The sequence below is a fragment of the Streptomyces sp. NPDC020681 genome, assembly GCF_044334895.1.
Taxonomy (GTDB): domain Bacteria; phylum Actinomycetota; class Actinomycetes; order Streptomycetales; family Streptomycetaceae; genus Streptomyces.
Map to the genome: position 1 here is coordinate 28,797 of NZ_JBIRTX010000022.1, position 13,246 is coordinate 42,042.

9 protein-coding genes are annotated in these 13,246 nt (G+C 71.5%); all 9 read right to left on the reverse strand.

Going from position 1 to position 13,246, the window contains the following annotated elements; genetic code table 11:
• Positions 1–37: 37 nt before the first annotated feature.
• Complete coding sequence (locus ACH4YL_RS34335; protein ID WP_398511426.1) at positions 38–1,294, reverse strand: FHA domain-containing protein; 1,257 nt, start codon at positions 1,292–1,294, stop codon at positions 38–40.
• 93 nt (positions 1,295–1,387) lie between these two features.
• On the reverse strand, positions 1,388–2,746 hold the full coding sequence (locus tag ACH4YL_RS34340; protein WP_398511427.1) for a VWA domain-containing protein: 1,359 nt from the start codon (positions 2,744–2,746) through the stop codon (positions 1,388–1,390).
• Between the two features lie 111 nt (positions 2,747–2,857).
• The gene (locus ACH4YL_RS34345) at positions 2,858–4,249 is read right to left on the reverse strand and encodes a PP2C family serine/threonine-protein phosphatase (protein ID WP_398511428.1); all 1,392 of its coding nucleotides are present in this window, start codon (positions 4,247–4,249) and stop codon (positions 2,858–2,860) included.
• Between the two features lie 3 nt (positions 4,250–4,252).
• Positions 4,253–6,799: a tetratricopeptide repeat protein gene (locus ACH4YL_RS34350; RefSeq protein WP_398511492.1), complete on the reverse strand. Its 2,547-nt coding sequence runs from the start codon at positions 6,797–6,799 to the stop codon at positions 4,253–4,255.
• Positions 6,800–6,849: 50 nt separating this feature from the next.
• Positions 6,850–8,190 (reverse strand): hypothetical protein, encoded by a 1,341-nt coding sequence (locus tag ACH4YL_RS34355; protein ID WP_398511429.1) that lies wholly within the window; start codon positions 8,188–8,190, stop codon positions 6,850–6,852.
• 58 nt (positions 8,191–8,248) lie between these two features.
• Positions 8,249–9,301: a glutamate ABC transporter substrate-binding protein gene (locus tag ACH4YL_RS34360; RefSeq protein ID WP_398511430.1), complete on the reverse strand. Its 1,053-nt coding sequence runs from the start codon at positions 9,299–9,301 to the stop codon at positions 8,249–8,251.
• A gap of 11 nt (positions 9,302–9,312) precedes the next feature.
• A complete protein-coding gene (locus tag ACH4YL_RS34365) occupies positions 9,313–10,743 on the reverse strand; it encodes a hypothetical protein (protein WP_398511431.1) in 1,431 nt (476 codons plus the stop codon).
• 263 nt (positions 10,744–11,006) lie between these two features.
• A complete protein-coding gene (locus tag ACH4YL_RS34370) occupies positions 11,007–11,990 on the reverse strand; it encodes an N-acetylglucosamine kinase (protein ID WP_398511432.1) in 984 nt (327 codons plus the stop codon).
• Positions 11,981–13,246, reverse strand: a complete 1,266-nt coding sequence (locus ACH4YL_RS34375; protein WP_398511433.1) for a 6-phospho-beta-glucosidase — start codon at positions 13,244–13,246, stop codon at positions 11,981–11,983. Before ACH4YL_RS34375 ends, ACH4YL_RS34370 begins: the two co-directional genes overlap by 10 nt.

Consider the following 13,246-nt stretch of genomic DNA (forward strand, 5'->3'; position numbering starts at 1 on the left):
CCCAGCGGTTGTGCCGGGCGGGCCGGGCCGGGGCGGGTCAGCCGCGCCGGATGGTGATCGTCGTCCAGGCCCCGACATGCACCCGGTCGCCGTCGTTCAGCGGGATCGGGACATACGGCTGGATCGGGTCCTCCGCGCCGTTGACCGTGGTGCCGTTCGTGGAGTTCTGGTCGACGACCGCCCATGAGCCGTCGGGCTGCTGCACCAGCACGGCGTGCTGGTGCGAGACGCCCGGGTCCTCCGGCGGCACGGACAGGTCGATGTCCGGGGACTCGCCGGTGGAGTGGCGGCGGCGGCCGATGCTGATCTGGTTGCCGACGAGCGGAAGATGCTGCTCGGGGGAGTAGGCGGGCAGATTGAGACCGCTGGCGTCCGGGCCGCTGCGCTGCATCATCGCTAGGAAGTACTCGCGGTCGGGCGCGATGACGGCGGTCCAGCTCTGGGGCGCCTGCTGGTACTGAGGCTGCTGGGGTTGCTGCTGCTGCTGCTGCTGTTGCGGCGGGCCGGGCTGCTGGGCGTACTGCGGCGGCATCGACTGCTGTTGCTGGAACTGTTGTTGCTGGAACTGCTGCTGTTGCTGTGGCTGCTGCGGCGCCTGCGGTTGCTGCGGCGCCTGCGGCTGTGCGGGCGGTGACAGCATCCAGTCGTCACCGCCGCCCGTGTGCTGCGGCTGAGCGGGCGCGGGCGGCGCCGACTGCTGCTGCTGGTACGGCGGCGGAGGAGGCGGACCCTGCTGGCCCGGACCCTGCTGGCCCGGACCCTGATGGGCGGGACCCTGCTGGAAGGCGGGCGGGTGCGGGGGTCCCGGCTGCTGCTGGAACGGGCTCAAGGGCTCCGCGGGCCGGTTCATCTGCGAGGGCCGCGAGCCCTGGTAGTCGTACGGATCATGCTGCTGAGGAGCCGGCTGCTGCGGCGCCTGCTGCTGCGGAAACGGCGCGGGCGGCGGCGCGGGCTGGGACGGCTGGGAGGTGAAGCCCGGCGGGAGGTTCAGCCCCGAGGACTGCTGCGGAGGCGGAGCCACCGGCGTGTAGGACGTCGCCGTGTGCGTCAGGAAGTTGTACCGGCACTCCTCGCAGAACGGGGCCATGGCCTCGCGCGGGGTGCGGCACTGCGGGCAGAGCTCGGCCTGGGCCGTGGCGTTCGGGTCGCCGGGGCCGGGATAGCCGTAGGCGGGCGGCGGGGGAGGCGGCGGCGGGACGGCCCCCGCAGGAGCGCCAGGACCGGCCATGCGGTGGCCACAGACCTCGCACCAGTCGTCGGAACCCGACTGGTGTCCGTTCGGGCAGGTCGGCATGTCGGCGCTTCCCCCTCTCCTCGTCCGGCCCGAGGGCCGTATTCACTCGGTATTGCTTCGGTACTGCTCGGTGTTCCTCGCCGGTTCAGCCGGCTACTTCTTCACACGAACCGTCTTCGTGGAGCGCGTTTCGAGGGTCATCTCGTCGGCCTCCGCGACCTTCGCCTTCAGTCGCACAGTACCCGTCGCCGCATCGACCCCGTCCACCACCTTCGAAAGCAGTTTCGCAGTGTCTTCGTTCCCGGACGCCGCCGCGAGCTGCACCGCACGTCCCAGTTTGGCCGTCGCACCGTCGAAGTTGCCCGACTTGCGGTCGTCCAGACCCTGTTGGATGACTTGTGCCAGTTCCGCCTGACCTGTGTAGTGCGCGACCTGAGGATTGATCGAGGTGGACGCGACCATGTCGTCAGTCCACACCGCCCGGATCAGGCCCTGCGACAGCACCTGCGGAGCGCCTCCGTCCGCCGCCGGAATGATCAGCGAGGCGCGGGCCGCCAGCATTTCCTGGCCGATCCCGGCCTCCGGCACCTGCACGCACACGTGGTAGTCGCGGGACTCGTCGCCCCAGGAGCCCGTCGGATAGTCACCGGCCCGCGGCCCCGCCTCCGTGCGCCGGCCGGTCAGCTCCTCGACGGTCGGGGCCACTTGCTTGACGAACTTGATCTCCACGCCGACGGGCGTCCACAGCCGCAGCGCCACGTCCGCGACCTCCTTGCCCATCGCGTTCTCCATCATCCCGGTGAAGTCGGCGGCCAGCTCGGAGGGGTTGGCGACGATGTCCGCGGTGCCGAGCAGTGCGGAGGCGATGCCGGTGACCTCCTTCACCTCCCAGTCGGTGCCGACGCCGCGGGCATCACAGGTGAAGCGGCTCGCGCCGGTGTCGAGTGCGGCCTTCAGGTCCTCCGGCGACTCGTGCTCATTGCGTCCGTCGGTCAGCAGGATGCCGTGCCGGATGCCGCTCTCGGAGGTGGCCAGCAGCCGGTCGGCGAGACGCAGCCAGGTGCCGATGGCGGTGCCGCCGCCCGCGCTGAGCCGCCGCAGGGAGTCCTTGGCCTGGGCGCGGGTGGACGCGTCGGCGACCGCGAGCCGGCCGCCTCCGGGGAAGACGTCGTTCGCCAGATGCGTACCGGAGATCACGGCGAACTCCACGCCGTCGCGCAGGACATCGATCGCGGCGGCCGTGGCGTCCCGGGCATTGCGCATCTTGGTCGGCGGATAGTCCATCGAGCCGGAACAGTCGACCATGATCACCACGGCGGCGGTCGGCGGCTGTCCGGGTATGGCGGACGGAGACGGCGAGGCGCTGGTGAGCGGAGCGCCCCCGCTGGTGCCGCCTCCGGTGGAGGTGACGGTGACGATCGCGTTGACCTCGCGACCGCCCTCCGGCAGATATTCGTTCTGGTACACCTCGACGGAGAACTGCGGCACCTGTGACTTGGAGAAAACGGCCATTGATCGGCTCCTTGAGGGCTCCACTCGGGAGAATCGGTAAGAAGTCACGGAGGAACTGAGGAACTGAGGAACTGAGGAAGAGGTCCGACGACTGATCGGACAAATCGGGGCTCAAGCCTTGTTGTAGGCCGATCCTGCCCCTTGTTGCGGCACGGCGAACGGCAGGATGGCCACTGTTACGTTGTCGTGGCCCCCGCCGTCGAGCGCGTGCCCGACCAGAACCTGCGCGCTGTGCAGCGGCCGGCCCGCCGCGTCGGCCGGGATCGCCCTGGCCATCTCGTCGGCGGCCTCCGCGTAGTTCCACAGGCCGTCCGTGCAGACCACGACCACGCCGGAACGGTCCGGCTTGAAGGACGCGGTGTGCGGCTCCAGTTCGTACGCGTCGGCTCCAAGCCAGCCCGTGATGGCGTGGGCGCGCTCGTCGGCGTACGCCTCCTGCTCGTTCATCAGGCCGGCCGCGACCATCTGGGCGGCCCAGGAGTCGTCCTCGGTGAGCCGCGCGGCCGGGCCGCTGCGGTCGTCGGGCACCCAGTACGCACGGCTGTCGCCGACCCAGCCGACGACCAGCAGGCCGGCGGCGGACACCGCGCCCACGATCGTGCACGCGGGCGCGTTCTGATGGCGGTGCGGGTCGTGCTCCATCGCCTCGCTCTGGGCGGCTTCCGCGGCAAGGGAGTTGACCGCCTCGGATGCGGCGACGATCGCCTCGTGCATGGCCTGCTGCGGGTGTGTGCCGCGGGGCAGCGTCTCGAGGAGCAGCTCGTTGGCGGCGCTGGCGGCGGCCTCAGACGCCTCGTCGGGACGGGTCGCCGAGGAGACTCCGTCGCAGACGATGGCGACGACCGCGGGTGAGCCGTCGGGCAGAGCGGTGGAGGAGACCGCGAACGAGTCCTCGTTACGGTGGTGCCGCAGCCCACGGTCGCTGACCGCGGCGACGGACCCGAGCTCCAGCTCCATGTGATCGCGCTCGCGGGGCTGGGCGTGCCCGCAGTTCTCGCAGTATCCGTCGGTGTCGACATGCCCGGCGCGGCAGGCGACACAGAGCTTGGCCCCGGCGGCCGCACCGGACCCGTCCGTGCGCGGATCGGCGGAGGCGGGCTCCACGGCGCGGGGGTCGGCGGCGACGGCGGAGCCTGCGGCGGGCGCGGCCAGCTCGAAGTCCCCGGAGGGGCCCGGGGATCCGGCCGGGGCGTTGGGCGACACATCGTGTTCCGGGCCGTCGAAGCGGACCGCCGACGTCGACAGCCGGCCGCCGCCCGAGTCGGTGCCCGGCAGGTCGCCGGGCAGATGGAGCGGGGCAGGCCTGCCCGCCGTGTCCGTGCCCGTCGCCGTCGGCCAGTCGACCGATGTGCCGATCGCGATCGTGGGGTGGTCGTCCGGCGGCGTGGGTGCGGCCGAGAGGTCGTACCCACAGGCGCCGCAGAAGAGGTCACCCGTCTCCAGCGGCTCCGCGCAGCTGGGGCATGCCGATCCGGCGGCCGGTTCGTGCATCTGCGACGACATCAATCACACCCACGTCCGGGGGCGGAAGCGGTTGGCCCGCTCCACCAGGTCGATCCGCTCCTCGCCGCGCTGGGCGAGCCGGGCGAGCACCCGGTAGGAGCGTTCCAGCCCGAAGCGCAGGCCGCGCTCGTCCAGCTCGCTGCCGAGCAGCACGGCCGACGCGGCAGGCGCGGCCGGAACGGACGGCGGGGCTCCGGGACTACCGGAGAGTACCCAGTCCAGCGCCGTCCCGAGTACTTCTGTGGACAACTGCTCCCGGCGCACGGGGTCCAGACCGAACTCCTTCAACGCGTCCACCTGCGCCGCTGCCGCCGACAGATCGCCCAGCAGCGCATCCTGCGCGGCGCGTCGCCGCAGCCTCGCCCGCACGGCGGCGACCCGGGCGGCCGTGTAGTGGATCGACGCCTCCGGCACCGACTCCAGCGTCCGTACGGCTCCGGTGCGGTCGCCCGCCGCGAGCTGCACCCGGGCAAGGCCGAACGCGGCGCTGACGAAGCTCGGGTCGGTCGTCCACACCAGGCGGTAGTACTCCGCGGCGTTGTCCAACTGGCCGAGGACCTCGGCGCAGACGCCCAGCGCCAGCTTGGGCGCGGGCTCGCCCGGGAACGCGTCGTAGATCGCGTCGAAGGAGAGCGCCGCCACCTCGCGGTCGCCGGTCACCAGTGAGGTCAGGCCGCGGTACCAGACCACCCGCCAGTCGTCGGGGTGCCGGCTCTCCAGCGTCTCCAGCGCCCTGACCGCGGAGTCCAGTTCGCCCATCTCCAGCCGGGCCCGCAGCTCGCGCAGCCGGGTTTCCGGCGACGGCGAGGACGCGGAGTGCAGTGCGGCGATGAGCTCGGCGGGCGCGGAGGCCATCAGCCCGGCGAGGAAGCCCGCGTTCGGGTCGTTCGGGTCGACGCGCGGCACGGGCAGCGCGAGCGAGGTCGCGCGGGTGTCGAGCGCGGCGAGATGGGGTGCGAGCGGGTGGGCATGGCCGGCTCCGCCGCCCACGATCCCGGCGACTGCCGCGCCCGGCACGCCCTCGCCCGCACGCGCTCCCGGCACCAGCGCGGTGCCCGGCACCAGCGCGGCTCCCGGAACCAGCACGGCGGCCGGCACGCCCGCACCGTTGCGCGGACTCGGCACACGTCCGCCGAGCACCGACACATCGCCCGTCAGCTCCGCGAACAACTGCGTGTCCGTGACCCGCAGTTCGGTCCCGAAGAGTGTGGACAGCGACGGCCTCGGGCGGCCCGTCTGAATCGCCACGACCTCCCGCAGCACGCCCGTCAGCTGCTCCGCCATCTCCTGCGCCGAGGCGAACCGCCGCGCCGGATCCGGGTCCGTGGCGCGCACCAGCAGCCGGTAGAACGACTCGTACGTCGTGAAGACCTTGATGTGCTCCGGGTCCGGCAGCGAGTCCACGAACACATTCGTGTAGCCCTGGAAGTCGAACGTCAGCACCGCCAGCGTCCGCGCGACCGTGTAGAGGTCCGAGGCCACCGACGGGCCGGCCTCCGCGACCTCCGGGGCCTGGTAGCCGACCGTGCCGTAGATCGCCGACTCGTCGTCGTCCATCCTGCGGACCGCGCCCATGTCGATGAGCTTGAGCTGGTCCTGCTGCTGGATGGCGTTGTCGACCTTGAAGTCGCAGTACAGCAGGTTTCTGCTGTGCAGATGGCCGAGCGCCTCCAGCGCCTCGATGCCGTACGCGCAGGCCTGTTCCACCGGCAGCGGGTCCCGCTTGCCCGCGGGATCGCGCCGCTCGTTCGCGATCTCCTTGAGCGACTTGCCGCCGACGTACTCCATGACGATGTAGCCGTCGAGGGAGCCGGTCCGCTGGTCGAGGTGTTCCACGAAGTTGTAGATGCGGACGATGTTCGAGTGCTCGATCTCGGCGAGGAAGCGGCGCTCGGAGATCGCCGCGGCCATGGCGTCCTGGTCGCCGGTGTCCAGCAGACCCTTCAGCACCACCCAGCGGTCGGACACCGCACGGTCCACCGCCAGATAGACCCAGCCCAGTCCGCCGTGCGCCAGACAGCCGACGACCTCGTACTGCCCGTGCACGATGTCGCCCTCGGCGAGCTTGGGCACGAACGAGTACGGGTGGCCGCACTTGGTGCAGAAGCCTTCCGTACGCCCGGGCAGCTCGCCGCGCGAACGGCCCACCGGCGCACCGCAGTCGGAGCGCGAGCAGAACCGCTTGCGCTCGGGGACCTCGGGGTTCTCCATCACCGCGGTACGCGGTTCGGGACGCGGCACCTCAGGCACCGTCACCAGACCCGCACCGAGCCGGTTGCGGCCGGACGCGCCCGTGGACGCGCCGGAGCTGCGCACCGACACGGACCGGGTCGAGGTGCTGGATCCGGACAGCGAACGCGACAGCCGTCCGGAGACGGACCTGCGCGAGGTCGACGAACGCGAGGAGGCACGGGACGAGCGCGAACTGCTCCGCCCCGAACTGCTGCCCCGGCCGCCGGTGATGCCGGTCGGCGGTGAGGACACCATCCCGTTCGACGAGACGACGGGCGCGAGACCGCATGTGTCGCAGTACAGCTCGCCGCCGCCCATGTCCTCGTACGAGCCCTCACAGCCGGGCCGCTGACAGCTCTTGTTCCCGCTCACGAATCCCCCCTGCGGTCAGTGGGCCCGGACGGTCCGGACTCTCGGTTGGCCAGTGCTTCCGCCGCGGCCTGCTGGTAGCGCAGCACCGCGTTCTCGGCGACGCGCAGATCGCACGGCGCGCTCCACAGCATCCTTCGGGCCGCGTCGTACCGCTCGATCAGCAGCCGGTCCTCAGCCAGGCCGTGCCTGGCCATCTTCGCCTTGTACGCGTCCAGCCTGCCGCGCAGCTCGGCCCGGACCGCCAGCGGCGCGGTGACCGCCGTCAACGACTCGCGGGCGCGCAGCAGTTCGTCCTCGGCCTCCCGCTCCAGGGACTCCAGCAGCGGCGAAAGCCGGTGCCACTGGGAGTGCCTGCGGTACTCCGCGGCGGTGGCGAGCCGCTCCTGCAGCGCCGTCGGCGGGCCGCTGACCGCGGGCACCTCCGACGCGGCGATCTTCGCCAGCACCTCGCCGCGTGCCGAACGGGCCTCGGTCAGCGTGCGGTCGGCGCGGCTCAGCACATCCCGCAGCCGGATCAGCCGCTCCTCCGAGTCCTGCCGGACCCGCAGGACCGCCTCGATCTCGCCGCGAATGTCCTCCAGGGCGCGCGCGGCCCGGTCGTAGCGATCGGTGTCGGGACGGCCGCCGCCGGGCGCGGAACTCCCGGGCGCGGGACGCCAGAAGGCCAGCGGATCGGAGATCACCTGCGCGCGCAGCGTGGCCAGCTCGTGCGTGATGGACTCCAGCTCGTCGCCCGCCGGATGCTCACCGGGCCGTACGCCCACGGAGTGCGCGAGCGAACGGGTGCGCTGCAACTCGGCGGAGAGCAGATCTATCCGCGCGGGCAGCGCCGACCACACCGCGTCCGCCGTCACCACCATGTCCAGCGAGCCCGCGTACAGCTCGTTCATCCTGGCGACCAGCTCTTCGAGCGTGAACTGCTCGGACAGCTTGGCCGGTCCGGTGATCGACGGCGAGACCTGGGCCGTGGAGTTGGCCACGGTCACACTGCGGCCGCGCAGCCGCTCGGTCAGCTCCACCAGGTCCTCGCGGCTGGACCAGCGGCGGCGCGCGCGCACCTCGCGGATGTCGTTCAGCGCGGCGGAGTACGCGTCGAAGTACCCCCACAGCAGGCTGATCGCCTGCTCGGTGGAGGCCCAGCGGTCCTTGGTGACGCCGGTCAGCTCGGCGCCCTCCAGCAGTCTGCGGCCGGCGTGGTCCTGGAGGGCGAGCAACGAGGTCTCGATGGCTTCGTGCTCGGCGCCCAGTCGCGCCAGCGCACGGTCCACCTCGTCCCGGTCCATCGCCGGCCCATGGGGCCTCGCCCCGGGGCTCGGGAAGGGTCCCGCGACGCCCATCGATCACCTCTCCGCTCGTACTGGTACTGCCGGTCGGTCAACTCGCAGTGCAGGTGGGTCAGCCGGCCCGGTACTTCGGCGCCGGCGGCCCGGCTATCCCGGGCAGGTCGGCCGCCAGCCACTTGTTGTACGCCTGGGTCCAGGCGCTGCGGCGGTACTCCTCCAGGACCTTGTTCACCCGGCGCACCAGATCGTCCTTGCCGAGCTTGGTGGCCACGCCGTAGTACTCGGTGGTGAAGGGCTTGCCGCCTTTCAGTTCGATGGCTGGGTCCTGGGCCGCCTGGCCCGCGCCCAGCGCGTTGTCCGTGACGATCGCGTCGACCAGGCCCAACTGGAGCCGGACCAGACAGTCCAACTGGTTGGACACGGTGAGGATGTCCTCGTCCTGCGGCTGCCCGTCGTGCGCGTCCTTGAACTTGGCTCCGAAGGAGTTCTTCTCCAGTGCCTCGTACGCCGTCGAGCCCTCCGCCGAGCAGACCTTCTTCCCGGCGAGCGACGCGTTGTAGCCGGTGATGGGCGAGGCCTTCGAGGCGAGCACCTGCTGGCCGGACTGGAAGTACGCGGTGGAGAACGCGACCTGCTTGATCCGGGCGCAGTTGATCGTCATCGTGCGCACCACGATGTCGACCGTGCCGTTGTTCAGCGCCGGGATGCGCTGATTGGTGGGGATGGCGCGGAAGATGATGGCGTCGGGCTTGCCGAGGATGTCGGCGGCGATGGCGCGGGCCAGGTCGATGTCGAAGCCTTCGAGGCCACCGGTCGCCGGATTGCGGTAGCCCCAGCGGTAGCTGTTCTGGTCGACGCCGACGATCAGCTTGCCGCGCTGCTTGATCGCCGTGATGTTCGGCCCGTCCGCCGACGACACGGGCAGTGACGCCTCCGGGTCGGTGCAGTCGTCCGCCTTCGCGGGCGTCACCACGGACGCGGTCGCGCCCGACTGGCCGGAGCCGATGACGTCCGCGCCGCCGTGGGACAGCGGAAGCAGCGTGACGGCGGCGGTCAGCGCACAGGCGGCGGCCATGCCGGCGACTCCGCCCCAGCCGCGGAACCTGAACCTGGTCCTGAACCCGTCTCTGAGCCCGGTCCCGGTCCTCGTCCTTGTGTCCGTCATCGCGCCCCCTCTCACCGGTACTCCGAAAGCCTGCGGTTGACACCCAGGACGGCGCCCGCCGCACCCAGCACCGCCAGCACCGCCGCGCCGATCGGCAGCCCGCTCAGCGCGCCCCGTCCGTCCTCGGCGGCCTGCGTGAACTCGGTCTGCTCGTGCGCCAGCGCCTTCGCCAGCGCCGCGTCCACCTGGTCGAAGGTCTCGCCGGTGGAGTCCTTCGGACCGATGACCTTGGCCAGCGCGCCTTCGTAGTCACCGGACTTGTCGGTCGTGCTGGCGCTCTTGTGCCGGTTCTTCCACTCGGACACGCTCGTCGCGGCGGCCGCCACCGGATCGCGGCCCTCCTTGTCGTCGGCGAGCTTCTGCGCCGCGCTCAGCCCGTCGCCGAGCCGGTCCATGCCGGCGGTGTAGTCCGTCTCGTACTTGTCGCTCTTGCCGTCGGCCGTGAGGACGGCGCCGCGTGCGACAAGGGTGAGGTTCTCATTGGCGCGGGCCTTCAGGGAGTCGATCCGCGCGTCGTTGAGGATTTTGAGGGACTTCTGGCCGTGCACCCTCGCGTCGTTCAGCTCGGCGCGGGCCACCGAGTGACCGACGGCCAGCCACAGCAGGACGACGGTCGAGGCGGCGGTGGCCGCGAGCAGACCTTGGTTGAACACCCGGTTCGTACGCCGGTAGTTGCGCCGCTGGACCCAGACCAGGCCGGCCAGCACCACCACGCCGACCGCGAGCGAGAAGACCGGCCAGAAGCGGGCGTCGTCGTCGTCCTGGTCGAGCCGGGCCGTCTCCGCGTCGTACAGCTTCTGCGCCGCGGGCAGCAGCACCTTGGTCATCTTCTCGTTGGCGAAGCGCAGATACGCGCCGCCGAGCGGGAGGCCCTGGCGGTTGTTGGCCCTGGCCGTCTCGATCAGGCCCGCGTACACGGGAAGTTCCTCGTTCAGCGTCGCGATCTGGCGTCCGGACTCGCTCGAACTGTCGGTGTTCGTCGCGGCCTTGATCAGCAGACTGGAGGCGAGGGCGATGTCCTTCTGGTACCGCTCGCGGACCGCCACGGGTTCCTTCTCGGCCCCGGCGAGGAAACCGCTGGAGGCCGCCGTGTCCGCGTCGGCCAGCGAGCGGTAGACGGACGCGGCGTCCGCGCTCAGCGGCTGGCTGCGGCTCACCACGTCGTCGGCGGCGGCGGCCCGGTCGGAGATCTCGAAGGCGGTCACCGCGCCGAACGCGACCACCAGCGCGGCCAGTACGGCACCGATGATCTGCAGCCGTCCGGGTTCGGTCGTCGCGGCCGTCCGCAGCCGGTTCTTGGCCTCGGTCAGCGCGCCGCGGTGCGCGGTCGGCCCGCCCGGCGGCTGTGCGGGCGCAGGCACGGTCGGCGGAGCCGACCCGGGAACGGTCCCGGGTGCAGGAGCCTGCGGTGGCGCGGTGTGCGCACTCGGCGGGTATGTCACGTGACCTCCCCCTCGGTCGCTGACGTCGGCCCGCCCCCCGGCGGGTCGGGGGAAGTCCCCGATGAGCAGTATGGCCGCAGTGACTGACAATCACAGCATCATTGACTGGATCTTGTTCTCACCGCAGCAATTCAGCGTCCGTCTCCCCACCATGAATACGCTTCAGGACCTTGATCGGTTCCCTCGAGAGCCCTCGACGAGGAGCAGCCGCACCACGATCCGCGGTGCGGCTGCTCCTGGGACGCGGGGTGGCTGCGGCTGCTCTACGCGTAGTGCGCGCGCAGCTTCGCACGGGCCTCCGGCGGCGCCCCCGTGTGGTCGAGACCCAGCAGCGCCGCCCCCAGCACCGGCGGTGCCGTCACCACCTCGATCACCGCCTTGGGCGCCTTCGCGGCCAGCAGTTCGCCGATGTGCTCGTCCAGTTCGGGGTGCCGTGCCGCAAGCACGCTGCCGCCCAGCAGCACCGGCACCTCCTCGTCGAGCAGATCGAGCCGGGCCAGCGCCACCGTGGACATGGCGACGACCTCCTCGGCCAGCCGGTGCACCAGCGAGCGCGCCACCGGGTCGCCGTCGGCGCTGGTGGCGAAGAGGACCGGTGTCAGCTCGTGCTTGCGCGCACCGGGAATGTGGCCCAGATGCAGCGCCTCGATCAGCGCGTACATGGAGTCCAGGCCGAAGTGCGCGGGCAGCGTGGCGGCCAGCGCCGTCGCCCCGCCGCGCCCGTCCTCCGCGCGCGCCGCGAACCACAGCGCCTCCTCGGCGAGCCCGGAGCCGCCGCCCCAGTCGCCGGAGATCTTGCCGATCGCCGGGAAGCGGGCCGTACGGCCGTCCGGCAGCATGCCCACACAGTTGATGCCCGCGCCGCACACCACGGCCACGCCGCGCGGCTCGTCGACCCCGGCGCGCAGGATCGCGAAGGTGTCGTTGCGCACCTCCGTCGTACGCCCCCACGACCGGGCGTGCAGCGCGGCCGTCAACTCCCGCTCCTCCACCGGAAGATCGGCGTTGGCGAGACACGCCGACACATGGTCGACGCCGTCGATCGGACCTCCGTCGGCCCGCGCCTTCGCCATCGCCTCGCCGACCGTCGACGCGAGCACGTCGAGTGCCGCCCCGATGCCGACCTTCGGCGGCTGGAAGCCCGGCCCGCGAGCCGACACGAGCACGGACCCGTCGCCGCCGACAAAGGCCACGTCGGTCTTGCTGTTGCCCGCGTCGATGGCGAGAACTGCGGCATTCACGCCCACGCGAGATGCTCCTGGTTGTGTGCGATCAGCTTGTCCGTCAGCGCCTCGGCGTACTCGTACTGCCCGACCAGCGGATTTGCGAGCAGCGCCTTGAACACCCGGTCACGGCCGCCGCGCAGGGCAGCCTCCAGCGCCAGGTCCTCGTACGTCGTCGCATGGGCGATCAACCCGGCGTACAGCGGGTCGAGTTCGGGCACGGCCAGCGGCGTGGTGCCGCTGCCGTCGACCCGCGCCTGCACCTCGATCACCGCGTCGTCCGGCAGGAACGGCAGCGTGCCGTTGTTGTACGTGTTCACCACCTGCACCGAACTGCCGCCACCGCCGAGCAGCGAGGCCGCCAGATCCACGGCCGCCTCCGAGTAGAAGGCCCCGCCGCGCTTGGCGAGCAGCTCCGGCTTCTCGTCCAGCGCCGGGTCGCCGTACATCGCGAGCAGCTGCTTCTCCATCTCCGCGACCTCGGCGGCCCGCGACGGCTTGGTCCTCAGCTCCCGTACGACCTCGTCGTGGGCGTAGAAGTAGCGCAGATAGTACGAGGGCACGACGCCGAGCCGGTCGAGGATCTCGCGCGGCAGCCGCAGGTCACCGGCGATCGCGTCGCCGTGCTCGGCCAGCAGCTTCGGCAGCACGTCCGCGCCGTCCGGACCGCCGATCCGCACACCCGTCTCCCAGGTGAGGTGGTTGAGGCCCACATGGTCGAGATGCACCTCGGACGGAGCGACATCGAGGAACCTCGCGAACTTGCGCTGGAACCCGATGGCGACATTGCACAGACCGACGGCCTTGTGCCCGGCCTGCAGCAGCGCGCGGGTCACGATGCCGACGGGGTTGGTGAAGTCGATGATCCAGGCGTTCGGGTTCGTACGCCGGACCCGCTCGGCGATGTCGAGCACGACCGGGACGGTGCGCAGCGCCTTGGCGAGACCGCCGGCGCCGGTCGTCTCCTGACCGACGCAGCCGCACTCCAGCGGCCAGGTCTCGTCCTGGTTGCGGGCCGCCTGCCCGCCGACGCGCAGCTGCAGCAGCACCGCGTCGGCGTCCGCGACTCCGGCGTCCAGGTCGGAGGTGGTGACGATTTTTCCGTCGTGGCCCTGCTTGGCGAAGATCCGCCGCGCCAGTCCGCCGACGAGCTCGAGCCGGTCGGCCGCCGGGTCGATGAGCACCAGTTCAGTGATCGGGAGGATGTCCCTCAGCCGGGCGAAGCCGTCGATCAACTCGGGTGTGTAGGTGGATCCGCCACCCACGACTGCGAGCTTCAT

Coding starts and splice junctions, on each gene's coding strand:
- ACH4YL_RS34350 (WP_398511492.1), bottom strand. CDS start 6,799: ATGGGCGGCGGCGAGCTGTACTGCGACACATGCGGTCTCGCGCCCGTC.
- ACH4YL_RS34375 (WP_398511433.1), bottom strand. CDS start 13,246: ATGAAGCTCGCAGTCGTGGGTGGCGGATCCACCTACACACCCGAGTTG.
- ACH4YL_RS34345 (WP_398511428.1), bottom strand. CDS start 4,249: ATGTCGTCGCAGATGCACGAACCGGCCGCCGGATCGGCATGCCCCAGC.
- ACH4YL_RS34355 (WP_398511429.1), bottom strand. CDS start 8,190: ATGGGCGTCGCGGGACCCTTCCCGAGCCCCGGGGCGAGGCCCCATGGG.
- ACH4YL_RS34360 (WP_398511430.1), bottom strand. CDS start 9,301: ATGACGGACACAAGGACGAGGACCGGGACCGGGCTCAGAGACGGGTTC.
- ACH4YL_RS34340 (WP_398511427.1), bottom strand. CDS start 2,746: ATGGCCGTTTTCTCCAAGTCACAGGTGCCGCAGTTCTCCGTCGAGGTG.
- ACH4YL_RS34335 (WP_398511426.1), bottom strand. CDS start 1,294: ATGCCGACCTGCCCGAACGGACACCAGTCGGGTTCCGACGACTGGTGC.